Source organism: Pseudomonas sp. Mn2068 (genome assembly GCF_049319725.1).
Lineage (GTDB): Bacteria > Pseudomonadota > Gammaproteobacteria > Pseudomonadales > Pseudomonadaceae > Aquipseudomonas > Aquipseudomonas gingeri.
In genome coordinates this window covers 67568-90980 of record NZ_JBMOUG010000017.1, presented here as the reverse complement: position 1 = coordinate 90980, position 23413 = coordinate 67568, and the positions used below count along the sequence as shown (strand labels likewise).

26 protein-coding genes and 1 riboswitch are annotated in these 23413 nt (G+C 63.1%); of the genes, 5 read left to right on the top strand and 21 right to left on the bottom strand.

Features of this window, described 5'->3' with window-relative positions; all coding sequences use genetic code 11:
- Positions 1 to 378: 378 nt before the first annotated feature.
- Both rmuC and ACL9RJ_RS28420 read right to left on the bottom strand, forming a co-directional pair.
- Positions 379 to 1743, bottom strand: a complete 1365-nt coding sequence (rmuC, locus tag ACL9RJ_RS28425) for a DNA recombination protein RmuC (RefSeq protein WP_167331655.1) — start codon at positions 1741 to 1743, stop codon at positions 379 to 381.
- Between the two features lie 192 nt (positions 1744 to 1935).
- Positions 1936 to 2259 (bottom strand): hypothetical protein, encoded by a 324-nt coding sequence (locus tag ACL9RJ_RS28420; protein ID WP_042936079.1) that lies wholly within the window; start codon positions 2257 to 2259, stop codon positions 1936 to 1938.
- Between the two features lie 928 nt (positions 2260 to 3187).
- Here ACL9RJ_RS28420 and ACL9RJ_RS28415 point away from each other — a divergent pair.
- The 3 genes from ACL9RJ_RS28415 to ACL9RJ_RS28405 all read left to right on the top strand — a co-directional run bounded on the left by ACL9RJ_RS28415 (position 3188) and on the right by ACL9RJ_RS28405 (position 5588).
- Positions 3188 to 3412, top strand: coding sequence for a hypothetical protein (locus ACL9RJ_RS28415; RefSeq protein ID WP_003204606.1), 225 nt, complete (start codon positions 3188 to 3190; stop codon positions 3410 to 3412).
- 267 nt (positions 3413 to 3679) lie between these two features.
- Positions 3680 to 4162, top strand: coding sequence for a hypothetical protein (locus ACL9RJ_RS28410; protein WP_017127784.1), 483 nt, complete (start codon positions 3680 to 3682; stop codon positions 4160 to 4162).
- 145 nt (positions 4163 to 4307) lie between these two features.
- The gene (locus tag ACL9RJ_RS28405; RefSeq protein WP_042936076.1) at positions 4308 to 5588 is read left to right on the top strand and encodes an OmpP1/FadL family transporter; all 1281 of its coding nucleotides are present in this window, start codon (positions 4308 to 4310) and stop codon (positions 5586 to 5588) included.
- Positions 5589 to 5666: 78 nt separating this feature from the next.
- Here the strand turns inward: ACL9RJ_RS28405 and ACL9RJ_RS28400 are convergent, their stop codons facing one another.
- From ACL9RJ_RS28400 to cobO, 14 genes are read right to left on the bottom strand one after another with little or no spacing between them, the layout of a single operon-like run.
- A complete protein-coding gene (locus tag ACL9RJ_RS28400; RefSeq protein WP_017127782.1) occupies positions 5667 to 6218 on the bottom strand; it encodes a glutathione peroxidase in 552 nt (183 codons plus the stop codon).
- Between the two features lie 54 nt (positions 6219 to 6272).
- Complete coding sequence (locus ACL9RJ_RS28395) at positions 6273 to 6395, bottom strand: hypothetical protein (protein WP_017127781.1); 123 nt, start codon at positions 6393 to 6395, stop codon at positions 6273 to 6275.
- On the bottom strand, positions 6392 to 7600 hold the full coding sequence (locus ACL9RJ_RS28390) for an MFS transporter (protein ID WP_042936075.1): 1209 nt from the start codon (positions 7598 to 7600) through the stop codon (positions 6392 to 6394). Before ACL9RJ_RS28390 ends, ACL9RJ_RS28395 begins: the two co-directional genes overlap by 4 nt.
- Before the next feature lie 52 nt (positions 7601 to 7652).
- On the bottom strand, positions 7653 to 8066 hold the full coding sequence (locus tag ACL9RJ_RS28385; protein WP_017127779.1) for a MarR family winged helix-turn-helix transcriptional regulator: 414 nt from the start codon (positions 8064 to 8066) through the stop codon (positions 7653 to 7655).
- Between the two features lie 59 nt (positions 8067 to 8125).
- Complete coding sequence (locus tag ACL9RJ_RS28380) at positions 8126 to 8857, bottom strand: adenosylcobinamide-GDP ribazoletransferase (RefSeq protein WP_042936248.1); 732 nt, start codon at positions 8855 to 8857, stop codon at positions 8126 to 8128.
- Between the two features lie 2 nt (positions 8858 to 8859).
- Entirely contained in the window at positions 8860 to 9438 is a 579-nt protein-coding gene (cobC, locus tag ACL9RJ_RS28375) for an alpha-ribazole phosphatase family protein (RefSeq protein ID WP_017127777.1), read from the bottom strand.
- Positions 9435 to 10490: a nicotinate-nucleotide--dimethylbenzimidazole phosphoribosyltransferase gene (gene cobT, locus ACL9RJ_RS28370; protein ID WP_017127776.1), complete on the bottom strand. Its 1056-nt coding sequence runs from the start codon at positions 10488 to 10490 to the stop codon at positions 9435 to 9437. Before cobT ends, cobC begins: the two co-directional genes overlap by 4 nt.
- On the bottom strand, positions 10487 to 11008 hold the full coding sequence (gene cobU / locus ACL9RJ_RS28365) for a bifunctional adenosylcobinamide kinase/adenosylcobinamide-phosphate guanylyltransferase (RefSeq protein WP_017127775.1): 522 nt from the start codon (positions 11006 to 11008) through the stop codon (positions 10487 to 10489). Before cobU ends, cobT begins: the two co-directional genes overlap by 4 nt.
- A gap of 15 nt (positions 11009 to 11023) precedes the next feature.
- The gene (locus tag ACL9RJ_RS28360; protein ID WP_017127774.1) at positions 11024 to 12478 is read right to left on the bottom strand and encodes a cobyric acid synthase; all 1455 of its coding nucleotides are present in this window, start codon (positions 12476 to 12478) and stop codon (positions 11024 to 11026) included.
- Entirely contained in the window at positions 12475 to 13467 is a 993-nt protein-coding gene (cobD, locus tag ACL9RJ_RS28355) for a threonine-phosphate decarboxylase CobD (RefSeq protein ID WP_042936072.1), read from the bottom strand. Before cobD ends, ACL9RJ_RS28360 begins: the two co-directional genes overlap by 4 nt.
- Entirely contained in the window at positions 13460 to 14368 is a 909-nt protein-coding gene (cbiB, locus tag ACL9RJ_RS28350; RefSeq protein WP_017127772.1) for an adenosylcobinamide-phosphate synthase CbiB, read from the bottom strand. The genes cobD and cbiB overlap by 8 nt, the downstream gene beginning before the upstream one ends.
- Complete coding sequence (bluB, locus tag ACL9RJ_RS28345) at positions 14365 to 15015, bottom strand: 5,6-dimethylbenzimidazole synthase (RefSeq protein WP_042936071.1); 651 nt, start codon at positions 15013 to 15015, stop codon at positions 14365 to 14367. Before bluB ends, cbiB begins: the two co-directional genes overlap by 4 nt.
- Positions 15012 to 16391 carry a cobyrinate a,c-diamide synthase gene (locus ACL9RJ_RS28340; protein WP_017127770.1) on the bottom strand — a complete coding sequence of 460 codons (1380 nt, stop codon included), beginning with the start codon at positions 16389 to 16391 and terminating at the stop codon, positions 15012 to 15014. Before ACL9RJ_RS28340 ends, bluB begins: the two co-directional genes overlap by 4 nt.
- Positions 16388 to 16999 carry a cob(I)yrinic acid a,c-diamide adenosyltransferase gene (gene cobO, locus ACL9RJ_RS28335; RefSeq protein WP_017127769.1) on the bottom strand — a complete coding sequence of 204 codons (612 nt, stop codon included), beginning with the start codon at positions 16997 to 16999 and terminating at the stop codon, positions 16388 to 16390. Before cobO ends, ACL9RJ_RS28340 begins: the two co-directional genes overlap by 4 nt.
- A gap of 83 nt (positions 17000 to 17082) precedes the next feature.
- Positions 17083 to 17302: riboswitch (cobalamin riboswitch) on the bottom strand.
- A 157-nt stretch (positions 17303 to 17459) separates the two neighbouring features.
- Between cobO and ACL9RJ_RS28330 the strand changes: the two genes are divergently transcribed.
- Positions 17460 to 18038: a hypothetical protein gene (locus ACL9RJ_RS28330; RefSeq protein ID WP_017127768.1), complete on the top strand. Its 579-nt coding sequence runs from the start codon at positions 17460 to 17462 to the stop codon at positions 18036 to 18038.
- Between the two features lie 73 nt (positions 18039 to 18111).
- On the top strand, positions 18112 to 19425 hold the full coding sequence (locus ACL9RJ_RS28325; protein WP_017127767.1) for a PQQ-dependent sugar dehydrogenase: 1314 nt from the start codon (positions 18112 to 18114) through the stop codon (positions 19423 to 19425).
- Positions 19426 to 19492: 67 nt separating this feature from the next.
- On the opposite strand, the gene ACL9RJ_RS28320 is transcribed toward ACL9RJ_RS28325, so the two are convergent.
- From ACL9RJ_RS28320 to hda, 5 genes are all read right to left on the bottom strand, one after another.
- Positions 19493 to 20143: a hypothetical protein gene (locus ACL9RJ_RS28320; RefSeq protein ID WP_017127766.1), complete on the bottom strand. Its 651-nt coding sequence runs from the start codon at positions 20141 to 20143 to the stop codon at positions 19493 to 19495.
- 69 nt (positions 20144 to 20212) lie between these two features.
- A complete protein-coding gene (locus tag ACL9RJ_RS28315) occupies positions 20213 to 20875 on the bottom strand; it encodes a class I SAM-dependent methyltransferase (RefSeq protein WP_017127765.1) in 663 nt (220 codons plus the stop codon).
- 182 nt (positions 20876 to 21057) lie between these two features.
- The gene (locus ACL9RJ_RS28310) at positions 21058 to 21594 is read right to left on the bottom strand and encodes a C40 family peptidase (RefSeq protein WP_017127764.1); all 537 of its coding nucleotides are present in this window, start codon (positions 21592 to 21594) and stop codon (positions 21058 to 21060) included.
- Positions 21595 to 21825: 231 nt separating this feature from the next.
- Positions 21826 to 22461, bottom strand: a complete 636-nt coding sequence (locus tag ACL9RJ_RS28305; protein ID WP_017127763.1) for a C40 family peptidase — start codon at positions 22459 to 22461, stop codon at positions 21826 to 21828.
- A 231-nt stretch (positions 22462 to 22692) separates the two neighbouring features.
- On the bottom strand, positions 22693 to 23397 hold the full coding sequence (gene hda / locus ACL9RJ_RS28300) for a DnaA regulatory inactivator Hda (RefSeq protein WP_017127762.1): 705 nt from the start codon (positions 23395 to 23397) through the stop codon (positions 22693 to 22695).
- Between the last annotated feature and the right edge of the window lie 16 nt (positions 23398 to 23413).

Below are 23413 nucleotides of genomic sequence, written 5' to 3'. Positions count from 1 at the left end.
GGCAAGCCAGCTCCTACAGGGTTCCAGGCTGGACAACAGTCCGTGGTGAACCCCCATCCTGTGGGAGCGGGCTGGCCCGCGAAAGCGGCGGCGCGGCTGGCATCGTTATCGCTGGCAAGCCAGCTCCTACAAGGTCCCTGGCTGGACGATAGTTCGTGGTGAGCCCCCAGCCTGTGGGAGCGGGCTGGCCCGCGAAAGCGGCGGTACGGCTGGCCTCGTCATCGCTGGCAAGCCAGTTCCTACAGGGTTCCAGGCTGGGCGATAGTTCGTGGTGAGCCTCCATCCTGTGGGAGCGGGCTTGCCCGCGAAAGCGGCGGCGCGGCTGGCATCGTCATCGCTGGCAAGCCAGCTCCCCAGAATCGTGCCCGCGCTGGCGACCTACTCCGGTAATTGCAATGCACCTTCCTCATCGGTCATGGCCCGCTCCAGCAGGTCCGCCGGCAGGCTCTTGCTGGCGCGGGCGCCAAGCAGTTTCAGCTGTTCGCTGCGGCTGATCAGGTTGCCGCGCCCTTCCGTCAGCTTGTTGCGGGCCGCGGCGTAAGCCTTGTCCAGTTGCTGGAGACGACCGCCGATCTCATCCAGATCCTGGATAAACAGCACGAACTTGTCATACAGCCAGCCGGCCCGCTCGGCGATTTCCCGGGCATTCTGGCTCTGGCGCTCCTGCTTCCACAGGCTGTCGATAACCCGCAAGGTGGCGAGCAGCGTGGTCGGACTGACAATCACGATATTACGATCGAAAGCCTCCTGGAACAGGTTCGGTTCCGCCTGCAGGGCTGCCGAGAAGGCCGCCTCGATCGGCACGAACAGCAGCACGAAATCGAGGCTGTGCAGGCCCTCCAGGCGCTTGTAGTCCTTGCCGGCCAGACCTTTGACATGATTGCGCAGCGACAGCACATGCTGCTTGAGCGCCGCCTGACCGATCACCTCGTCGTCCGCGCCGACGTACTGCTGATAGGCGGTCAGGCTGACCTTGGAGTCCACCACCACCTGCTTGTCGCCCGGCAACAGGATCAGCACATCCGGCTGGAAACGCTCGCCATCGGGCCCCTTCAGGCTGACCTGGGTCTGGTACTCGCGCCCCTTCTCCAGTCCCGCATGTTCCAGGACCCGTTCGAGAATCAGCTCACCCCAGTTACCCTGGGTCTTCTGGCCCTTGAGCGCGCGGGTCAGGTTGGTCGCTTCATCGCTCAGGCGCAGGTTCAGTTGCTGCAGGCGCTCCAGCTCCTTGCCCAGGGAGAAGCGCTCGCGAGCCTCGGCCTGGTAGCTTTCCTCGACCCGTTTTTCGAAAGACTGAATGCGCTCCTTCAGCGGGTCGAGCAATTGCCCGAGACGCTCCTGGCTGTTTTGGGCGAACCGCGCCTCGCGCTCGTCGAAGATCTTTCCGGCCAGTTCGGCAAACTGCGCGCGCAGCTCGTCCCGCGAACCTTGCAGGTCGTCCAGGCGTTGTTGATGGCTGTCCTGCTGTTCACGCAGTTCGGCACTCAGCGAGGCGGCCTGGGCGTCCAGGCGACGCAATTCGGCTTCCTTGTTGCTGCGCTCGAGATTCCAGGCATGGGCCGCATCACGGGCATTGTCGCGTTCGATCTGCAACAACTCGACTTCCCGTCGTGTTGCCGCCAGCTCCGCCTGCCTCGCGGCATTGGCCTGGCCCAGGTCACTGACCTCGTCGCGACAGGCATCCAGCTGCGCATTGAGACCGTCCTGGGCCAGCTGCGCGGTGCTCAGGCGCTCGTCCAGCAAGGCCAGTTCCGCCTGCGCCGCACTGCCACGGCGCTGCAACTGCCAGACGAATGCCAGCAACGGCAGCGCCGCCCCCGCCACACCCAGCAACAGACTGGTCAGATCCAACGCCATAAGCACTCCCGTTAGCCGCCGACACCAGGGCCGGACTCAAAGGGTCAAGGGTAGCGAACCCACTCCGCCAGGGACAGCTCAGTCTTCGCGCAGGTCCAGTTCGCGCCGTGCCACCGGGTCACCGGCGCGCGCGGCCTGGCGCAGCAACTCATGGCCGATACGCTGGTCCCGGGCACTCCCGCAATCACGGCACATCAGTTGCCCCAATCGGCGCTGGGCCAGCACCACACCCTCGCGAGCCGGCTGTTTCAGCAAGCGCCCGGCGAAGTGCTTGACGCTGGGGTTGTGACCCAGGCTCGGGCTGTCCAGCAACCAGAGCGCGACACGCAGGGAAAAACGCTTCGGTTCGGTTGAAATAGTATTGGAGGAAGATAGGGTTGGTGAGCTTGAGCGAAACTTCATATCTGACAGTAGGGTAGATCGCAGGGCGCGCCACTCTACTCTTTTTTCCGCTCAGGTAAAGTCGAAAAAACGTCATATGCCCGTGCTAGAGCAAGCGCTTGGGACAATCCACAGAAGCTGTGGATAACTCAGTGGACAACCACTCTTTAATCCCCGCAAACCCCCATGGAATGGGGCTCGCAGTCAAACTGTCGATTTTTTCACCAATAAAAAAATACGATATTTTTCATTGACTTGTATTTCCGATACAGGCATTCGAGGGCCTGAACCGGAAGATGACAACGAGGTGACAAGGCGGGCCAATAATGTGCACAAGTCATACTTTGACGGTTATATCGACGCACCTTTTTTGCACAAGCGGGCAAAATCGGGCGCGGCACCGCGGCAAACGTCTCGACAAGCGGTCGAGGCAGGGGCTAGAGCCCCGTTGCCCTGCCCTCTGCGCGGGGCCCGAGTTTTTTCATCATCCCCCTTCCATTCCCCGACTCGATGCGATAGCATCCGCACCGTTAGTACCAAGCTGAAAGTCAATTCTGGTCGAACACGTCCCCCCGGCAAGCGTCCTGCAAAGGAATCAGCGGCTGAAAAAAGGGGCCGACCACCTCGATGGTTTCCAGGTAAAACTTGCGACAACACAGCCTTTGAATCGAAAGCAAAGGGTGTTGCCAGGTGTTATTACTCTGACCGAACCAACCTGCAAATTGATCAGGATCTTCACCCCGGGCCCAGAACCTTTGCCCCTGTTGTGATTGCCTGCCCTCCTAAGTACCTACCTGCCAGCCCAAGCGCCACTTATTTCAAGCGCTGCAAACTGGCTGCTTTGTTCCAGTCAGGTTCTTCGTCCGACCAATGGTGGTTCGGCGTTACTGGAACGTTTTAACGTTGCGCGGTTCAGATACCGTGTCATTTGTAGGAACACCTAATAACTATGTCCACTCAAATCCATGCTCAGGATGCCATTCGCACCCTAACCAATGCCTTTGCACCGATGAACTGCCTGATCATGGCCGCTCGCAAAGGTTGCTTCAGCTTCACCCTGGTCAACGAACACGGCATCGCCCGTCACAGCGAACGCCTGTATCCGGATCAGTATTCCAGCGCCGAGCCGCTGCAGGCCGTGATCGAACGCACCCGTCAGGCACTGGTTGCCTGAAGTTCGAACCCGCCGCACTCCAGAAGCCCTGCCCATGAAGCAGGGCTTTTTATTGCCTGAAGTTTCGCGATTTTGCTCGCCGTCCTAATCACGAATAAATATATAAGCTCCGGCTGCACGTTTTAAATATTTTAAAAACAGTCCTTTACAGCAAAGATATGACACTACACTTCAACTCAAGCGGTCTGAGCCGCTTCCGGCAGACCTGATCGATCCACCGCTGCCAAGCGCCAGGTCTCGCCGGCCAATAATAAGTTTGAGGGTGTTATGGGTATTGCCGCGAGGGAACTGCGCCTTTATGTGATTCGCCCGACCTTGCAGTACCTGGGCCGTCACAGCCAGACCGCAGAAGCATTGCTGCTGGGCATCGCCGCCAGCCAATCGGACCTGGGCTCGGCCCTGCACAACCGTCGCGGCCACGGCCTGTACCGCATCGGTGAAAACCGTCATGCCGCACTCTGGGACCACTACCTGGCCCTCGACCCCGAACTCGCCAGCCTGGTTCGCGGCCTCGCCAGCCAACATGCCTTCCTCAGCAGCCCCCACCTCGAACTCACCGTGAACCTGCGTTACGCCACGGCCATTGCCTGGCTGTTGATCGAGGAGCAACAACTGCGCCTTCCTGCCGCCGACGACCTGCTCGGCATGGCGCGAATCTGGCGACAGATCTTCCAGCCACAGGGACGTTTGCGCGACTTCACCCGCGCCTGGAAAAATTGTGACTCATCGGTCAGTTTTGTCGCCTGTTAATCGTCCTCCTTCGATATCGGCAAAATACTACCGATTTTGGTCGGATTGTCCTACAAAACCGCTCTATCTCCTGCGATACAGCCTATAGCGCCGAAGCGAAAATGTTGGTAATTTCCGCCTCGGTGATCACCACGGAGTTCTAATAATGAAAAAAGTAATGCTCAAGACCACACTCAGCCTCGCCGTTACCCTGGCATCCACCCAGCTTTTCGCGAGTGGCTTTGCCCTCAACGAGCAGAGCATCAGCGGGATGGGTACTGGTTTTGCGGGTCGATCCTCTTCTGCCGATGATGCAAGCACTGTCTATGGCAACCCTGCCGGTATGTCCCGCCTGAAGGGCCAGCAAGTCACTGTCGGTGTTGCCTCCATCGACGCCAAGACCGATATCAAGAACGCCGGCGGCCGCTCTCGCGGTAGCAACGACGGCGACATGGTTCCGTTCACGTCGGTTCCAATGGGTTTCTACACCAACCAGATCAACGATCAATGGAGCGCCGGTGTCGGCATCTATGCCCCGTTCGGTCTGGTGACCGACTATGAAGGCGGCTTCCAGGGTCGCGGGTTCGGCAGCAAGAGCGAAGTCAAGGTTGTCACCGTGCAGCCGACGATCAGCTATGCCTTCAACGACAAGGTATCGATCGGCTTCGGTCCGACCATCAACCGCATCTCTGGCGAACTGCAGTCGGATCTGACCCTCAACCCGGCATTTGGCGATACCAATGTCAGAATCAAGGGCGATGACACCGCGCTGGGTTTCAACGCCGGTATCCTGGTTCAGGCGACCGACAGCACACGCGTAGGCCTGACCTATCACTCGAAAGTGAAGTACAAGCTCGACGGCCATACTGATATCACGGCGGGTGCCGGTACTCCTGGCGCCCTGCTGCAAAGCGCCCGCTATGACGCCTCGCTGAAAATCGAGACGCCTGAATCCTATGACCTGTCGGTCACCCAGGACATCAACGATGCCTGGAAAGTCTACGCGGGTACTACCTGGACCCGCTGGAGCCGCCTGAAGGACATCACCGTCAACAACCAAGGTGTCACGGCGTCCTCCCCGGTCGGCTTGGCTCCTACCCTGTTCGGCACCATCAGCGAACCGCAGAACTGGCACGACACCTGGGCCTATGCACTGGGTACTTCGTACCAGTTGAACAAGCAGTGGGTAGTGCGTACCGGTCTGACTTTCGACCAGGCACCTACCAACAACACTGATCGTTCGCCGCGCATTCCTACCGGCGACCGTACCATCATCAGTGCTGGCCTGGGTTACGCCATCAACGACAACCTGACTATCGACGCAGCCATTTCCTACCTCAAGGAAGAAGAAGTCAGCGTCAACAAAAGCAACACACTGGCAAGCTACAGCGCCGACTACAAAAACAGCGCATGGGGCTACGGCCTGGGCGCGACCTACAAGTTCTGATCCCCCGCAAGCCTGAACGGCTGATCGGTTGAACAGAAAAAACCCCGCACTCGCGGGGTTTTTTATTGGCCGGTTGTCTCACGGCTTCGACGCAATGGCCTTTTCCACCGCCTCGATCAGTTCCGGGTTATCCGGCTTGGTCAGGCTGGAAAAATGCGCGATCACCTTGCCCTGGCGATCCACCACGTACTTGTAGAAATTCCACTTCGGCGCCCCAGCCTGTTCGGCCAGCACCTTGAACAGATGTGTCGCATCACTGCCCCGGACCGCCTGCGGCTCGGTCATGGTGAAGGTGACGCCGTAGTTCACATAACAGACCTTGGCCGTCTCGGCACCGTCCTTGGACTCCTGCTTGAAGTCATCCGACGGCACACCGATCAACTCCAGGCCCTGCCCCTTGTAGCGCTGATACAGCGCTTCCAGGCCCTTGAACTGCGGGGCGAAACCGCAGAAGCTCGCCGTGTTGACGATCACCAGCGGTTTGCCGGCAAACTTCTGGCACAAGTCGATGGACTCCTTGGCCCGCAGCTTCGGCAATTGCCCCTGCAGCAACTCGGGGCAATCGGCCGCCAGTGCCACTCCCGACACCGCCATCAACATCGCAGGTACCACCAGCCAGCGCATCGCCATATCCAGCGTCCTTGAAAAAGATCAGGTTTCGACGTTACTCGTCCCTGCGTGCACCTAGCAAGCACCCATGCCCAGTTGCATCAAGGCCAGGCCACCCTGATGCCAGCCCCACCAGGCCAACGCCAGCAGCAACGCCACGGCTGCCAGGGTCAGCAGCCGCGGCCATAAGGTATTCATGCCACCCCCAACTGCGTCTGCAGGCGTGCCACGGGCCGCTCACGCACCGGCCAGTTCAAGGCTGCCGCCAACAGGCTGAGGAGAATCGCCACCTGCCAGATCAAGTCATAGCTGCCCATCTGGTCATACACCACGCCACCCAGCCAACCGCCGAGGAAGGAACCGATCTGGTGGAACAGGAAAACGATCCCACCCAGCATGGACAGATTGCGCACCCCGAACAGGGTCGCCACGGTGCCATTGGTCAGGGGCACCGTCGACAGCCAGAGGAAGCCCATGGCCATGCCGAACAGATAGGCACTGGTCTGCGTCACCGGCAGCCAGAGGAACAGCCCGATCACCACGGCCCGGGCCAGGTACAAAGCCGTCAACAGGCGCGGCTTGGACATGCGTCCGCCCAGCCAGCCGGCGGTGTAGGTGCCGAAGATATTGAACAAGCCGATCAACGCCAGCACGGTGGTGCCGACACTGGCCGGCAGATGCTGGTCCACCAGGTAGGCCGGCAGATGCACGCCGATAAACACCACCTGGAAGCCGCAGACGAAGAAGCCGAATGCCAGGAGCCAGAACCCGGAGTGGGAGCAGGCCTCGCGCAGCGCCTCGCCCAGGGTCTGCTCACCGGCCAGTACCGGCAGCGGCTTGTCCTTGAGCATCGCCACCAGCGGCACGATCAGCGCCACCAGCAGGCCCAGCACCAGCAAGGCGGTCGACCAACCCAGCCAGCCAATCAGCCCCAGGGTACCCGGCAACATCGCGAACTGCCCGAACGAGCCGGCGGCGCTGGCGATCCCCATTGCCATGCTGCGCTGCTCCGGCGCGACAGCACGTCCTACCACGCCGAGAATCACCGAGAAGGAGGTGCCCGAGAGGCCGATCCCGATCAACAGGCCGGCACTCAGGGACAGGCTCAGGGCCGAATCGGAAAGCCCCATGAAGACCAGGCCGACGGCATACAGCAGGCCACCGACCAGTACCACTTTCGCCGCGCCGAAACGGTCGGCCAGGGCGCCGGTGAAGGGTTGTGCCAGGCCCCAGATCAGGTTCTGCAAGGCGATGGCAAAGGCAAAGACTTCCCGCCCCCAACCGAACTGCGCGCTCATCGGTGGCAGGAACAGGCCGAAGCCATGGCGCACTCCCAGCGACAAGGCGAGAATCAACGCGCCCCCGAGAAGAATCCAGCCACTGGTACGCCAGAGCGATGTCATTATTGTTCTCCAATAGCGGGTATATACCCACTTTTATTCAAATTAAAGGCGATTACTCGCCACACGCCAGTTCATCCAGCAACGCCAGCAGGGCGGCGCGCTTTTCATCTCCCAACCGCTCGGCCAGGCGCAACTGCGCCGCCTCCCAGGCCGGAAACGCCGCCTCCAGCCGTTCGGCTCCGGCAGCGGTCAGGCACACCAGGCGATTGCGCTGGTCGGCCCCCTCGCTCAACTTCACCAGGCCCTCGCCTTCGAGGACCCGCAGATTACGCCCCAGGGTGCTGCGATCCAGGCCCATGGCTTCAGCCAGGCTGGAAATGCTCGGCTTGTCCAGGCGTTGCAGATTACACAGCAGAGAATACTGCGCGACGTTGATCCCGAAGCCATCGAGAGCGCCGTCATAATGTCTGCTGACGCCACGTGCGGCGCGACGCAGGCTGATGCATAAACAGTCGGTGGACAACATGATAGGTGTATATACCCGCGAAACACGTGTAACCAGTTTATCGATAAAACGGCAGAGTGTCAGATCAACGCCAACCCCACCAGTACCGCCATTTCCAGCAACTCCAGCAAGGCCCCTGCCGTATCACCGGTGGTGCCCCCCAGGCGCCGCATCATCAACCGCCGCAACCAGAAGAAACACCCCACCGCCAACAGCACGGCAAACGCCCCCTTGAGGCCCGCGAGGACCAGGCAACCCAGGATGCTCGCCAGCAACACATGACGCCCGGTGCGCCGTGGCAGATGATCGGCCAGTGCCTGGCCCAGGCCGCCGGCGCGGACGTAAGGCGTCACCAGGAACAAGCCAAGCAGGGCACCGCGCCCGATCAGTGGGGCCAGGATCAGGGCCACCGTCTGCTGCTGTTCGATCAGGGCCAGCAAGGCACAGAACTTCAACAGCAACACCAGGACCAGGGTCACCACCGCGATCGGTCCGCTGCGCGGGTCCTTCATGATCAGCAGGGTCCGTTCGCGATCGCCGAAGCCGCCCAACCAGGCGTCGGCACTGTCGGCCAGGCCATCGAGGTGCAGGCCGCCGCTGAACAACACCCACACCGTCAGCAACAACGCACCGTGCAAGAACAGCGGTGCCCCGCCCAGCAATCCGTCGACGCCATACAGCAGTGCCCCCAGCAGCAACCCAACCAGCGGATACCACAGCAGCGACCGCCCCAGCTCCTCGGGTTGCGGCATGCCCGGCAGGCGAATCGGCAGGCTGCTGAGAAACTGCAGGGCAATCCACAAGGGCAACAGGTTCACCGTCCTTCCCTCAGCACGCCATCGGCCGGCACCCGCAAGGTGAACAAGGCACCATGGGCGACCTCGACCTGCAGCAGTTGTTCGCGCGGCAGGCCCCGCGCCCGGGCCAGCAGCAACTTCATGACACCACCATGACTGACCAGCAACACCCGCTGGCCGGCATAGCGCTGTTGCAAACGCCCGACCGCTCCCAGCACGCGCTCGGAAAACCGTGACACCGGCTCCCCCTCGGGTGGGGTAAAGCCATATGGGTCGGACCAGAATCGCCCCAGGGCATCGGCGTCCGTCTCCATCAACGCCGCCGCGCTCTGTCCTTCCCAGGCACCGAAATGCAGCTCCTGCAGATCTTTTTCCAGTTCGACCGGCAAACCCAGTCGCCCCCCCAGCTCTTCGGCAAACCGCGCACAACGCTGCAAGGGCGAGCTGACCAGCCGATCCCAGGGCCCCTGCCCCAGCACCGCGCTGCGCATCTGCGCCCAACCCTTGTCGGTCAGCGCGTCATCCAGACTGCCGCGCAAGCCGCCACCCAGCTCGGTCTCGCCATGGCGCAGCAGATCCAGATGCAGGGCCGTCATGCCGGACGGTCCGCCACGGCCGCTTCGGCAAAGGTCGCCATCTGTCCGTGCAGGTCGCAGGCCAGGCGCAGCAATGGCACCGCCAGCGCCGCGCCGCTGCCTTCGCCCAGGCGCAGGCCCAGTTCCAGCAGCGGTTCGGCCAGCAGGCTTTCCAGCACATGCCGATGCCCCAGCTCCGCGCCACGGTGGCCGAAAATCAGCCAGTCCCGGCAGCCGGGGTTCAAGCGCACCGCCACCATCGCCGCCACGGTACAGATAAAACCGTCGACCAATACCGCCATACCTTCCTGGGCACAGGCCAGGTAAGCCCCGGCCAGCGCCGCGATCTCGAAACCGCCGAGGCGGAACAGGGCCTGCAGCGGATCGCTGGTGTGTCCGGCATGCAATGCCAGGGCCCGTTCAATGACCTGCGCCTTGTGACTGACACCCGCCGGGTCCAGGCCGGTGCCCGGGCCGGCGAGCAGATTGGCCGGGCAGCCGAGCAAGGCACAGGCCACGGCGCTGGCGGCGGCGGTATTGCCGATGCCCATCTCGCCACCGATAAACAATTCGCTCCCGGCCGCGACGGCGCGGCGCACACTGTCACGTCCGGCTTCCAGCGCCAGTCGGCCCTGGGCCTCGGTCATTGCCGGCCCCTGGACAAAGTTCGCCGTGCCCGCGCCGATCTGCAGGTGACGCACACCCGGCAGGTTGAGCATCGGCGTCACGGTACCGAGGTCATTCACATCCAACTGCGCACCCAGTTGCCGCGCCAGGACGCTGATCGCCGCGCCGCCGCCGACAAAGTTGGCAAGCATCTGCCCGGTGACTTCCTGGGGATAGGCCGATACCCCCTCGGCCACCACGCCATGGTCACCGGCGAAAATCGCGATCCACAGATGATCGACCCGCGGCTTGAGCCGCCCCTGCAGGCCGGCCAGTTGGACCGCCACCTGCTCCAGCAGGCCCAGGGAGCCGGCGGGCTTGGTCAACTGTTGCTGGCGCTCGAACGCCGCCTCCCGGGCTTGCAGATCGATTGTCTTGCACGGATTCAGCCACCACGATTCACTCATAACGCAGGTCCTTTCAAAGTCAGGGGCAGGCCGGCCACGGTCAGTACGACACGCTGGCAGCGCTCGGCCAGGGCTTGATGCAGCCAACCGGCTTCATCGACATAACGGCGAGTCAATTCGCCCAGCGGCACGACACCGAGTCCGGTCTCGTTGCTGACAAAAATGATTTCCCCCGGCAGCTCGGCCAGGCAGTCCAGCAGGGCATCACGCTCGGCCTGCAGGCGGGCCTGATCCTCCAGCATCAACAGGTTGGTCAGCCACAGGGTCAGGCAGTCCACCAGCAGGCAGGCGTCTGTCGCGGCGTTGTCGCGCAGGACCCGCACCAGTTGCAACGGTTCCTCGATCAGCCGCCAATGGGCCGGCCGACGCTGACGGTGCAAGGCGATCCGCTCGCTCAGTTCGCCGTCCAGTGGCTGGCTGGTGGCGATGTAGGTCACCGGCAAGCGGCTCTCGTCGGCCAGGCGCTCGGCCAGACGGCTTTTACCGGAACGTGCGCCCCCCAGAATCAGTTGCTGCATATTCAATAGACCCGCTTAGCCAAGACCGCACAGCTCGCGCAGGCGATCGGTGTCCAGATGCCGCTCGACCAGATCGGCCAGGCGCTCGATATCCCGTTCGCGCAGGGCGTGGTAGTCCACCTCCTGCACCGCCTCCAGGCCCGCCCAGCGCAACAGCGCGGCACAGGATCGGGGCGACTCGAACAGGCCATGCAGATACGTGCCGAGGATCTGCCCGTCGGCACTCTGGGCGCCATCGTGGCGCCCGTCATCCAGTCGTACCGCCGGGCGCTCCAGCGCCGCGCCAGTGGTCACGCCGGCGTGAATCTCGTAGCCGCTGACCTCGGCGTTCTCCAGCAAGAGGTGCCCGCGTACATTGCGCAGTTGCTTCTCCTGCTCGAGCTCGGTGCTGAAGGCCAGCAGGCCCAGGCCGGCGCTGGACCCCGCCGGACCTTCCAGGCCCAACGGATCGTGCACCTGCTCGCCGAGCATCTGCAGCCCGCCGCAGATACCCAGCACCTTGCCGCCGTAGCGCAAATGCCGGTTGATCGCGGCCTCCCAGCCGTTGCCGCGCAGGTAGGCGAGGTCGCTGCGCACGCTCTTCGAGCCGGGCAGGATGATCAGGTCCGCCGCCGGAATCGCCTGGCCGGGCCCGACAAACTGCAGGTCGACCTGCGGATGCAGGCGCAGCGGATCGAAATCGGTATGGTTGCTGATGCGCGGCAGGACCGGCACCACCACCTTCAGGACCTTTTCGACCTTGTCGGCCTGGCGTCGGTCAAGGCCGTCCTCGGCTTCCAGGTGCAGGTCCATGACATAGGGCAGCACGCCGATCACCGGCTTGCCGGTGCGCGCTTCCAGCCAGTCGAGTCCCGGCTGCAGCAAGGCGATATCGCCGCGAAAGCGATTGATGATGAAACCCTTGACCCGCGCCTGCTCACTGGCCGACAGCAGCTCCAGGGTGCCCACCAGATGGGCGAACACGCCGCCGCGGTTGATATCGGCGATCAGCAGCACCGGGCAGTCCACTGCCTCGGCAAACCCCATGTTGGCGATATCGCCGGCGCGCAGGTTGATCTCCGCCGGCGAACCCGCGCCCTCGACCATCACCACCGGGTATCCGGCACTCAGGCGTTGATGGGAGGCCAGCACCGCCTGCATGGCAATGGCCTTGTAGTCGTGGTAGGCGACGGCGTTCATGGTGGTCACTGCGCGCCCATGGATGATCACCTGGGCACCGGTATCGCTGTTGGGCTTGAGCAGCACCGGATTCATATCGGTGTGCGGCTGCAGGCCACAGGCCTGGGCCTGGACCGCCTGCGCCCGGCCGATCTCGCCACCGTCGGCGGTCACCGCGCTGTTGAGGGCCATGTTCTGCGGCTTGAACGGCACCACCCGCACGCCCTGGCGGGTCAGCCAGCGGCACAGGGCTGTCACCAGGGTGCTCTTGCCGGCATCGGACGTGGTGCCCTGGACCATCAGGGTGCTCATGGGTGTTCCTCGGTATAGGCCTTGAACGCCAGTTCCAGCCGCTGCCAATCGGCCTCGTCGACCGGCAGGCCAAAGCGCAGGCTGCTGTTCTGGGTGAACAGCCGCAGCAGGATCCCGCGCCGGGCCATGAATTCATGCAGGTGCTCGGCCCGCGACGTGATAAACCACTGGAACAGCGCACAGCCGCCCTGGGGCGCAAACCCGTACCGGCCCAACAGGGCAACCAGGCGCTGGCTCGCCTGTTCCGTGCGCAGCCGCTGGCGGGCATGGCCGGCATCGTCGGCAAGACAAGCCTGCCCCAGCACCCTGGTCGGCCCGGCCACCGACCAGGGGCCGACCTGCTCGGCCAGCAACTTGAGCAACTTGCGCTCGGCCAGGACAAAACCCAGGCGAACACCGGCCAGGCCGAAAAACTTGCCGAACGAGCGCAACACGATCAACCCGACGTTGTGGGTATGCGCCGCCAGGCTCAGTTGCGGCGTGTTGTCCATGAAGGCCTCGTCCACCACCAGCCAGCCGCCGCGCTGGGCCAGCCGGCCATGCCACTCCAGCAACTGCTCCGGCGGCAGGCTCAGGCCCGTGGGGTTGTTCGGATTGACCACCACCAGGACATCGAGGCTGTCGATAAAGAAATCGACTTCATGCTCCAGCACTTCGCGCACGATATAGCCGTTGCGGCGCCAGGCCTCGGCGTGTTCGGCGTAGCACGGCGACAGCACCCCGACCTTGCCCACCCGGCGCAGCCGCGGCAGCAGCTGGATGGCCGCCTGGGAACCGGGCACCGGCAGCACCAGCGGCGCACCGTAGTAGGCGCAGGCGGCCTGCTCCAGGCCGTCGTCGGTTTCCGGCAGGCGGGCCCAGGCGCGCTCGGGAATCGGCGGGATCGGCCAGGGCCACGGCGCGATGCCACTGGACAGATCCAGCCAATCGGCCTCGGCAATGCCGTACTGCTCCACCGCCTTGCGCAACCGCCCGCCGTGCTCAAGCATAAAACTCAGCTCCCAGACAGAGAATCAGCAACCACAACCACACGCCACGCTGCACCAACTGCCAGCCGCGATCGATCGCATCGGCATCGGCGGCCGGACCTTCGCCCAGTTGCGGGCGCTGGTGCAGCTCGCCGTGATAGATCGCCGCACCGCCCAATTCGACCCCCAGGGCACCGGCCCCGGCAGCCATCACCGGCCCGGCATTCGGACTGTCCCAGGTCGGGCCCTGGTCGCGCCAGCATTTCAGCGCCAGCCGGGTCTTGCCCAGCAATGCATAGGTCAGTGCCACCAGTCGGGCGGGAATATAGTTGAGCAGGTCGTCGATCTTCGCCGCCGCCCAGCCGAACCGCTCGAAGCGCTCGTTACGATAGCCCCACATGGCATCGAGGGTGTTGCTCAGGCGGTACAGCACCACACCGGGCACACCGGCGACGGCAAACCAGAACAGTGCGGCGAAGACCGCATCGCTGCCGTTCTCCAGCACCGACTCGGTTGCCGCGCGGGCCACGGCGGTCTCATCCAGCTCAGAGGTCTGGCGACTGACCAGGTAGCCCACGCGCTCGCGGGCCAACTCCAGATTGCCGCCACGCAGCGCCTGGGCCACAGGGGCCACGTGCTCGCCCAGGCTGCGCATGCCGAGGGCACAATAGAGAAACAGGATTTCAATCACCCAGCCGATATAAGGCGCCCAGGACAAGGCCGTGGCCAACAGTGTCAGCGGCACCACGGCCAGCACCCAGGCGGTCACGCCATGGCTGCGCCAGCCGCGGCCACCGGCGTTGAAACGTTGCTCGATGCGATCGGCGATTCGGCCGAACGCCACCAGCGGATGCCAGCGTTTGGGCTCGCCCAGCAGCGCATCCAGCGCAACCCCGGCGACACTCAACAACGCCACACTCATTGACTCACTCCCCAATAATTTTCGTACAACAATTCACTCAAGGGGCGCTGTTGCGCCCAGCCTTCCAGCACCAGCATCGGCGCCGGATAGAATTCCTTGACCGGCCCCAGGCACAACACCGCCAGCGGCTTGGCCCCCGCCGGTAAACCTAGCAGTTCCGCCAGCGCCTGCGGCTCGAACAGCGATACCCAGCCCATGCCCAGGCCTTCCGCGCGCGAGGCCAGCCAGAGGTTCTGGATCGCGCAGGACAGGGACGCCATGTCCATCTCCGGCAAGGTCCGGCGTCCGAAGATATGCCGTTCGCGATCGTCCATCAGCGCTGCCACCAACACTTCGGCGCAGTCGTTGATCCCCTCGACCTTCAACTTCATGAATTCATCGGAGCGCTCGCCCAGGGCTTCGGCGGTGCGGATCCGTTCCTCTTCGACCAGTTGCCGGATCCGCCCACGCAGTTCGCGGTCGCTGATCCGGATAAACCGCCATGGCTGCATCAAGCCGACACTCGGTGCCTGGTGCGCGGCTTCCAGCAGGCGCGCCAGGAGTTGCGGGGGCACCGTGCCACCGACGAAGTGGCGCATGTCACGGCGCTCGGCGATGGCGCGGTAGATTGCATTTCGCTCTTCAATAGAGAATGTGTTGTCTGTCATGGCCTGTTCGCGGCGGTCCGGCGATCCGGCAAACCCGCTCCCATTGGAAGAGCGCCGGCCTTGGCAGAATTGATCGCGGCATCAGGTGCCAGCAACGCGGCAACCGCCCCTGGATTGGACGGGAAGTAGAAGTGCACGTAGGAGGCGGTCATGCGTCCCTCGCGATACACCGCTTCCGCGCCGCGCCCGCCATTGGGGCTCAAACCGCGGGCAATCGGTGCCCGTTCGGTGGTGGTCAGCGAATGGTGATAGGTATGTCCGCGCAGCAAGCCTTCCGGCAACTCCACCGCCTGCAGGGCCAGGGCCGCCAGGCGTTTCTGCATCACCGCCTCCCCCGCCAGCAGGCCCAGCAACTCGGCGCGTTGACCGTCGACATCGATCAGCGCATCGAGCAGGTAGAGCATCCCGCCGCACTCGGCGAGCAAGGGCTTGCCCGCGGCATGGTGCTCGCGGATCGCCGTGAGCATGCCGCGGTTGCCGGCCAGGGCCAGGTGATGCAATTCCGGGTAGCCACCCGGCAGGTAAAGACTGTCGGCGTCCGGCAAGCCGGTATCGTGAATCGGCGAGAAGAAGCGCAACTCGGCGCCCATCGCCCGCAGCAGGTCGAGGTTGGCGCCGTAGATGAATGCAAAGGCTTCGTCATGGGCGACCGCAATCCGCACGCCAGCCAACAGCGGCTCGGCAGCAACCGGTGTCGGTGCGGCGAATTCGACCGGAGGCGGCAGCGCGACTTCGCAACTGCCCCCCAGGGCCTCGGCCGCGGCGTCGAGGCGCCGGTCGAGGTCGTTCAATTCGCTGGCCTGGACCAACCCGAGGTGGCGGCTCGGCAGCTCGATCCCGGTCTCCCGGGAGAGCGCACCGTACCAGCGCAGGCCTTCGGTCAGGCTGCCTTCGAGCAGTTGCGCATGGCGCAGGGTGCCCACGCGATTGGCCAGCACCCCGGCAAACGGCAGGTCCGGTTGATAACGCGCGAGGCCCAGGGCCAGGGCCCCAAAGGTCTGCGCCATGGCCGTGCCGTCGATCACCGCCAGCACCGGCACGCCGAAATGCCGCGCCAGATCGGCGCTGGACGGCGTCCCGTCGAACAGGCCCATGACCCCTTCGATCAGGATCAGATCGGCTTCACCCGCCGCCTCCCACAACAGGCGACGACTTTCCTCGGCGCCGACCATCCACAGGTCCAGCTGATACACCGGCGCGCCACTGGCCCGCTCATGAATCATCGGATCGAGAAAGTCCGGGCCACACTTGAACACCCGGACCTTGCGCCCCTGGTTGCGGTGCAGGCGCGCCAGGGCCGCCGTCACCGTGGTCTTGCCCTGGCCGGAAGCCGGCGCGGCGATCAGCACCGCCGGGCAATGACGCGGCTGACTCATAATTCGATGCCTTTCTGCGCCTTGATCCCGGCCTGGAACGCGTGCTTGAGCAGGCCCATTTCGGTCACGGTGTCCGCCAGGTCGATCATTTCCTGCCTGGCGCCGCGGCCGGTCACCAGCACGTGCTGCATCGGCGGCCGGGACTGCAGGTCGCTCAGTACCTGGTCGAGATCCAGGTAACCGTGCTTGAGGGCGATATTCAGCTCATCGAGCACCACCAGGCCGATATCCGGATTGCCGAGCATTTCCCGGGACACGGCCCAGGCGGCTTCGGCGGCCGCGATATCACGCTGGCGATCCTGGGTTTCCCAGGTGAACCCCTCGCCCATCACATGGAACCGCACCTGCTCGGGGAAACGCCGGAAGAACAGCTCTTCACCGGTGCTGTTGCGGCCCTTGATAAATTGCACCACGCCACACTGCATGCCGTGGCCCATGGCCCGGGCGAGCATGCCGAAGGCGGAACTGCTCTTGCCCTTGCCATTGCCGGTCAGGACCAGCAGCAACCCGCATTCGTTGGGGGCACTGGCGATACGTTCGTCGATCACCGCCTTTTTGCGCAGCATGCGCGCCAGGTGACGTTCGTCGCGATCGGGGGATTCGTTCATGGCAGCTCTCCGTTGGGGCTGGATAAGGCAAACGGGGGGCAGGAAAAAGCACAGCCGAGGCAGTCCGGCATCGCCCGCCGTGATGCCGTGGGATGGATCAGGCCGGTCTCCGGACTCATGAGCTGCGCAAGCGCGGGACTGCGCGCCTTCCCATGCCGCGGCACAGTGGCGAAAAGCGCAGTCTTGACTCATTTACCGTTGCGGGGGCAGCGCCGGAATCGCGCCTGTCGAAAGGGCTCACCGGCTTCCCTGTTTCACCCTGTCGACGGATCGCCACAGAGCACCTGAAACAAGCCGCGAAGGTTAGAGGGTTGGGGGTGGAGCGTCAATTAAAGCCGAGGAGTGCCCCGTTGATCGAAAGACGACACGGATCAATAAACCGGCGCCAGAATTTGTGCCACACTGCAAGAAGTGATATCAAATAGCCATAACCCAACCAACAATAACAAGGGTGAGCAACATGCAAGGCTTGACGATCAGCAACCCGAAACTGGAATTCCTGCGCCCGGCCCTGGAACGCTGGTTTGATTGCATCGACCGCTACAACCAGGTGCTCGGTGACGGCCAGGCGCCCTACTGGTTCAACGAGCGCGCCAACCTGGGACTGCTGTCGGCCGCTGCCTGGGCGGCGGAGATGGTGACTCTGGAGCATTTCCAGACAAAAAAACAGGCCGAGGAAGACGACCGCAACGGGCGCTGCGACCTGCACATCGCCACGTCGGAGGCTTCGGTGTATATCCGCGCCAACCAGCGCTGGCCGCGGTTCAACAACCTGAATCTGATGCCGGCACTGCTCGACGCGGTCGGCGATGCCAGGAAGGTCAGCCATCCCCATCACCTCAAGCTCGGCTGCCTGTTCGTCTCGCCATTCAAGCCCCAGCAGAGCCCGAGCCCGGAAGACCTGCAGGACATGGTCGACGACCTGCAAAAAGCCAACAGTTGCGCCGTCGCCTGGTACTTCCCCTACCCCTACCGCAAGCTGCACAACGAAGCCGGCCACTACCATCCCGGCATCGCCCTGCTGTTCAAGGAGGCCTGAGCAAAAGGATTGAACCTGCGCCGACTACGCTTCTCTACTTCTAGACCAGCGTAAGCCTCGACGGAGATTCAGCATGTTCCAGCAGAAACACGCCCTGATCATTCTGCTCGCCAGCGGATTGGCTGCTTGCGGCGAAAGCTCTACCCTGTCGGTGTCCGATGGCACCGGTCCCTCGCCCAAGCTCCCGGAACCGAACAAGACCCTCTTTCCCACGGTCAATATCGCACCCGCCATCGGCTGGCCCCAGGGCACCAGGCCGGTGGCCGCTCCCGGCACCCAGGTAGGTGCCTTCGCCGAGGGCCTGGATCATCCACGCTGGTTGTATGTCCTGCCCAACGGCGATGTGCTGGTGGCCGAGACCAACTCGCCCCCCAAGCCCGATGACAGCCAGGGGATCAAGGGCTGGATCACCGGCAAGGTGATGGGCAAGGCCGGGGCCGGAGTGCCCAGCGCGAATCGCATCACCCTGCTGCGCGACAGCAATCACGACGGGGTCGCAGAAACCCGCACGACCTTTATCGAGCGACTCAACTCGCCCTTCGGCATGACGCTGGTGGGCAATGACCTGTATGTCGCCGACACCGATGCCTTGCTGCGCTTCCACTACGAGCCCGGCGCAACCACGATCAAGGAACAACCGGAAAAGGTCATCGACTTGCCTGGCGGCACCCTCAATCACCACTGGACCAAGAATGTCATCGCCAGCCAGGACGGGAAAAAGCTCTACGTCACCGTCGGTTCCAACAGCAATGTCGGCGAAAACGGCCTGGACAAGGAAGAAGGTCGCGCCGCGATCTGGGAAGTCGATCCGGCCACCCACAGCCACCGGATCTTCGCCTCCGGCCTGCGCAATCCCAACGGCCTGGCCTGGGAGCCACAGAGCGGCAAACTGTGGACCGCGGTGAACGAGCGGGACGAGATCGGCAGCGATCTGGTGCCGGACTACATCACCTCGGTGAAGGACGGCGGGTTCTATGGCTGGCCCTACAGCTACTATGGCCAGCACGTGGATGTGCGGGTATCGCCTTCGGACCCGGCGATGATCGCCAAGGCCATCGCCCCGGATTACGCCGTCGGGCCGCATACGGCGTCCCTGGGACTGACCTTTGCCGAAGGCAGCAGACTCCCGGCGCCGTTCACCCAGGGTGCCTTTATCGGCCAGCACGGCTCCTGGAACCGCAAGCCCCACAGCGGCTACAAGGTGATCTTCGTACCTTTTGCCGCTGGCAAGCCCAATGGGCAGCCCGTGGATGTGCTGACAGGCTTTCTCGACAAGGATGAAAACGCCATGGGCCGCCCGGTCGGGGTCGTGATCGACCAACAAGGCGGCTTGCTGGTGGCGGACGATGTCGGCAACAAGATCTGGCGGGTGTCCGCCAGCAAATGAGCCATCGCCACCCAACCTCAGGGGCGGGAACGACCGGGGAATACTTGCCCTGGACTGCGGCGGGAGGTCAGACCACCTCGTGGATGCCTCCCGTCCTGATGCCCTTGTTCCATAGCTGGCTGGTCAGCCAGCCGTCCTTCGCGCCCCTCGACCTCGGGTCTGCCGCCACCGCCCCCAGGTCGATGATGCCGCCGAAGTTGGCCTTGTCGAGGAAATAGGTGGCGCCCAGCATGCGAGGCCCCTTCTGGTCCTCGTTCACATAATCGATGGCACTGCTCATGTAATGGTGGGCGGCATTTTTCAGCGAGCTCGAGTTGTTCATGAGCCCGTTGAGCTGCTCCATCTCTTCATGGCTGAGCGAACCGTGGGTATCGAGGACCCGCAACAGGCCATCCGCCCCGACCGTAAAACCGAAGGACTTGCCTGCCAGGTTCTCGCCCAGCGAGCTCTTGAAGTCATTGAACACCGAGCGCAGGCCGATAGTGGCCGCGCCCAGTTGTTCCTGCGCCTGCAAGAACGCCTCGGAGTGGGTATTGAGCTGCGCCAGCCGTGTATCGACATTGGCTTTGATCCGCGCCTGGGTCTCGGCCTCTTCCGCAGCCGTAGGCGCCACGTGCGCAATCGTGACGGACTGGCCCGGCACGTCAGCGGGGGTGAGGGGTTTCGCAGCCAACGAGGGCAGAGAAGCGAACGAGCTGCCCGGGATACTGATACCCATGAGTCACATCCATGTTGTCGGGTGGTACTCCTTGTAACGGCAACGATACAAATAACTTGAACGTGGGGCCTATCGCTTGCGACACAGGGTCAGGCCATCGCCTACGGGCAACAACGACAGATCTACTCGCGAGTCGTCCTTCAAGGCCAGGTTCAATGCCTGGATAGCCCGGGTGTCCTCGCTTTGCGCATCCACCTCCAGCACCCGGCCACTCCACAGGGTGTTGTCGAAAATCGCCAGGCCGCCGCTGCGCAACAGGCGCAAGGCGCTCTCCAGATAACGCGGATAGTTCGCCTTGTCGGCGTCGATGAACATGAGGTCGAAGGTCTCGCCCAGCCCTTGCCGCTCCAGTTCGGCCAGGGTATCGAGCGCCGGTGCCAGGCGCAGCTCGATCCGCCCGGACACACCCGCTTCCTGCCAGTAGCGCAAAGCCGTGGCATTGTAGTCGCCGGGAATGTCGCAGCAGAGCAACGAGCCGCCCTCCGGCAGCGCCGACGCCATGCACAGGGCGCTGTAGCCCGTAAAGGTGCCGACCTCGAGCAGGCGCCGGGCGCCGGTCAGCCTGACCAGCAAGGCGAGGAACTGGCCCTGCTCGGGAGCCACCTGCCAGCGCGCCATGGGCAAGGCCTGGGTTTCATCGCGCAGGCGCTTGAGCAGCGGCGTCTCGCGCAGGGAAACGTCCAGCAGGTAGCCGTAGAGGGCATCGTCGAGCTTGAGGGTGCGAGCGGTCATGACAACCTCACAGAATCAGCGACCAGAGGCCTGTACGGCCAGTTCGTCAGTTCACATTCGGATGCCGGAAGTTCCTGGCCAAGGCGCTGTGACGAGTCATAGCCGCCATGGCCAGGAACAGCAACGCGGGACAGGGGCTTATGGCGCCGAAGTTGACCAGCAGAGCTGGCCGTACAGGGCCATTAGGGATTGCGCGCCAGGTGTTCGGCCGGCAGCACGCGCTTGGCATTCAGGTAAGCCCGCTGCCAGTAGGCCTTGGACAGGCTGTCCAGCTTGACGGTGCCGCCGGTGGCGGGCGCATGGACAAAACGACCTTCGCCGACATAGATCCCCGCGTGGCTGACCTGGGAGCCGCCATTGGTCGCGAAAAAGATCAGGTCGCCGGTCTGCAGGGCATTCTGCGGCACATTCGGCGCACGCATCACGATCATCTCACGGGTCGAGCGTGGCAGGTTGATACCCGCCATGTCACGGTACACATAGCTGATCAGGCCGCTGCAATCGAAACCCGAATCCGGCGTATTGCCGCCCCAGCGATAAGGCGTGCCGACCAGACCCAATGCCCGGAACAGGACGTCTTCGGCCTCCGGTGACGAAGGTTGCGGGGACGCGAAGACCACCGGACGGGCCACCGGCGCGGGCGGCGGCGGCGCATGGCTGGCACAGGCACCGAGCAACGCGGTGAGGGCGATAAGGGCGATACGGGCCGAGGTCGACATGTGCAGAAATCCTGACTGAATGCGGCTTGCTCTGCCGTGGCGTAAAGAAATCAAAACCGCGCAAGCAGGCTTGCGCGGTCAGACACTCAACAATATGTCAGGATTCTAGCGGCTATGGGCCAAACTTCAAGTATCACTTTAACTTCGGACATTTTTTGTACAGTCCTGCCAACCCTGCTGATTGGCATTTGGCCATCAGCGATGGCCGATGGCACTGAAACGTCCGAACGATTACTTGTTGCTGGCCGTGACCGTGGTAGGAGCCATTGCCAGGGCGCGCTTGGCTTCAATGAAGGTCTTGCTCCAGTAGCTGTCGCCCAGGCTATCGACCCGGACGCCACCGCTGCGGCGGCTGCTGGAATGGATGAACTGGTCATCGCCCAGGTAGATCCCGGCGTGACTGACACGACCGCGACGACCATTGGTGGCGAAGAACAACAGGTCACCCGGCTTGAGCTTGTTGCGAGCAACCAGAGGCGCCTTCACGTTGATCATCTCACGGGTGGAACGCGGCAGATCCAGGCCCGCTTCCTCACGGAACAGATAACCGATGAAGCCGCTGCAGTCAAAACCGGAACTCTCGTTGGTACCGCCGAAACGGTAGCGGGTGCCGATCAGGGACATGCCGCGCTCGAGAATGCTGTCGGCCAGGACTGGCAACTGATAAGGCTTGCTGTCGGCGAACTCGGCGAGCTCTTTCTCGGTGGCCAGCTCATCGTCCAGTACGGCCGAGGATTTGACGCCAGAAACCGAAGCAACCTTGACTGAATTTTCTACCTGCTGTTGCGAAACCGGCGTATGTGCCGCGCAACCAAAAAGCAGGGTAACAAGTGCGAGAGGCACGAGGGGTGCGAAGCGATTTAGCATGGGCACGACCGTGGCTGAATTGTTAGAAGGCGTGACTATGCCCTCTATCACCCTCATTTGCAAATTTTATGGGACAAGATGTGACTCGCTCACATCCTGAAAACATCTAAGGACTTAATACCCGAACGGATCGCGCGCGCCAGAAAAATGCTTTTGGCGTGGGTTTCGTGGCGTCTGGAATTTGGCGAAAAATCGCTTGCAGCCCGCAATATTAGGGGCTTTACCTGTCGTTTACCAGCCCAGGGTTTCTTTCAGGAAGGGAATGGTCAGCTTGCGCTGAGCCTGCAAAGAGGCCTGGTCGAGACGCTCGAGCAGTTCGAACAGCGCACTCATGCTGCGGGTACCACGGGTCAGGATGAAATGTCCTACCTCGTCGGTCAGGTGCAGGCCGCGTCTTGAAGCACGCAGTTGCAAAGCACGCAGTTTATCTTCGTCGGAGAGGGGACGCATCTGGAAGATCAGGGCTAGGGTCAGGCGCGATTTCAGGTCCGCCAGCTTCACCGGCAATTCACGCGGCGAGGTCGACGCGGCAATCAGCAGGCGCCGACCGCTGTCGCGCAGGCGGTTGAACAGGTGGAACAGCGCCTCTTCCCAGTCCGCTCGCCCGGCGACCACTTGCAGGTCATCCAGGCAGACCAGTTCGTATTGCTCGAGGTTATCCAGCAACTCGACGCCGCGATCCATCAACTCGGCCAGCGGCAGGTAGACCGCCGGCTCGCCCAACTGCTCGAAACGCAGGCACGCCGCCTGCAACAGGTGGGTACGCCCCACGCCGTCCTTGCCCCAGAGATAAATCAGGCTTTCGGTCCATCCGGCGTCGGCTTCGCATAGCCGCTCGACATAGCCGAGTGCAGCGGCATTGGCGCCTGGATAGTAGTTGATGAAGGTAGCGTCATCACGCAGACGCACACCTAGGGGCAGCTGAATCGGTTTCATGCTGACTGAACAGTTC

Excerpts from the sequence above, each read along its gene's own strand:
- ACL9RJ_RS28420 (WP_042936079.1), bottom strand. The coding sequence starts at position 2,259 with ATGAAGTTTCGCTCAAGCTCACCAACCCTATCTTCCTCCAATACTATT.
- ACL9RJ_RS28415 (WP_003204606.1), top strand. The coding sequence starts at position 3,188 with ATGTCCACTCAAATCCATGCTCAGGATGCCATTCGCACCCTAACCAAT.
- ACL9RJ_RS28410 (WP_017127784.1), top strand. The coding sequence starts at position 3,680 with ATGGGTATTGCCGCGAGGGAACTGCGCCTTTATGTGATTCGCCCGACC.
- ACL9RJ_RS28405 (WP_042936076.1), top strand. The coding sequence starts at position 4,308 with ATGAAAAAAGTAATGCTCAAGACCACACTCAGCCTCGCCGTTACCCTG.
- ACL9RJ_RS28400 (WP_017127782.1), bottom strand. The coding sequence starts at position 6,218 with ATGGCGATGCGCTGGCTGGTGGTACCTGCGATGTTGATGGCGGTGTCG.
- ACL9RJ_RS28395 (WP_017127781.1), bottom strand. The coding sequence starts at position 6,395 with ATGAATACCTTATGGCCGCGGCTGCTGACCCTGGCAGCCGTGGCGTTG.
- ACL9RJ_RS28390 (WP_042936075.1), bottom strand. The coding sequence starts at position 7,600 with ATGACATCGCTCTGGCGTACCAGTGGCTGGATTCTTCTCGGGGGCGCG.
- ACL9RJ_RS28385 (WP_017127779.1), bottom strand. The coding sequence starts at position 8,066 with ATGTTGTCCACCGACTGTTTATGCATCAGCCTGCGTCGCGCCGCACGT.
- cobC (WP_017127777.1), bottom strand. The coding sequence starts at position 9,438 with ATGACGGCCCTGCATCTGGATCTGCTGCGCCATGGCGAGACCGAGCTG.
- cobT (WP_017127776.1), bottom strand. The coding sequence starts at position 10,490 with ATGAGTGAATCGTGGTGGCTGAATCCGTGCAAGACAATCGATCTGCAA.
- cobU (WP_017127775.1), bottom strand. The coding sequence starts at position 11,008 with ATGCAGCAACTGATTCTGGGGGGCGCACGTTCCGGTAAAAGCCGTCTG.
- ACL9RJ_RS28360 (WP_017127774.1), bottom strand. The coding sequence starts at position 12,478 with ATGAGCACCCTGATGGTCCAGGGCACCACGTCCGATGCCGGCAAGAGC.
- cobD (WP_042936072.1), bottom strand. The coding sequence starts at position 13,467 with ATGCTTGAGCACGGCGGGCGGTTGCGCAAGGCGGTGGAGCAGTACGGC.
- cbiB (WP_017127772.1), bottom strand. The coding sequence starts at position 14,368 with ATGAGTGTGGCGTTGTTGAGTGTCGCCGGGGTTGCGCTGGATGCGCTG.
- bluB (WP_042936071.1), bottom strand. The coding sequence starts at position 15,015 with ATGACAGACAACACATTCTCTATTGAAGAGCGAAATGCAATCTACCGC.
- ACL9RJ_RS28340 (WP_017127770.1), bottom strand. The coding sequence starts at position 16,391 with ATGAGTCAGCCGCGTCATTGCCCGGCGGTGCTGATCGCCGCGCCGGCT.
- cobO (WP_017127769.1), bottom strand. The coding sequence starts at position 16,999 with ATGAACGAATCCCCCGATCGCGACGAACGTCACCTGGCGCGCATGCTG.
- ACL9RJ_RS28330 (WP_017127768.1), top strand. The coding sequence starts at position 17,460 with ATGCAAGGCTTGACGATCAGCAACCCGAAACTGGAATTCCTGCGCCCG.
- ACL9RJ_RS28325 (WP_017127767.1), top strand. The coding sequence starts at position 18,112 with ATGTTCCAGCAGAAACACGCCCTGATCATTCTGCTCGCCAGCGGATTG.
- ACL9RJ_RS28320 (WP_017127766.1), bottom strand. The coding sequence starts at position 20,143 with ATGGGTATCAGTATCCCGGGCAGCTCGTTCGCTTCTCTGCCCTCGTTG.
- ACL9RJ_RS28315 (WP_017127765.1), bottom strand. The coding sequence starts at position 20,875 with ATGACCGCTCGCACCCTCAAGCTCGACGATGCCCTCTACGGCTACCTG.
- ACL9RJ_RS28310 (WP_017127764.1), bottom strand. The coding sequence starts at position 21,594 with ATGTCGACCTCGGCCCGTATCGCCCTTATCGCCCTCACCGCGTTGCTC.
- ACL9RJ_RS28305 (WP_017127763.1), bottom strand. The coding sequence starts at position 22,461 with ATGCTAAATCGCTTCGCACCCCTCGTGCCTCTCGCACTTGTTACCCTG.
- hda (WP_017127762.1), bottom strand. The coding sequence starts at position 23,397 with ATGAAACCGATTCAGCTGCCCCTAGGTGTGCGTCTGCGTGATGACGCT.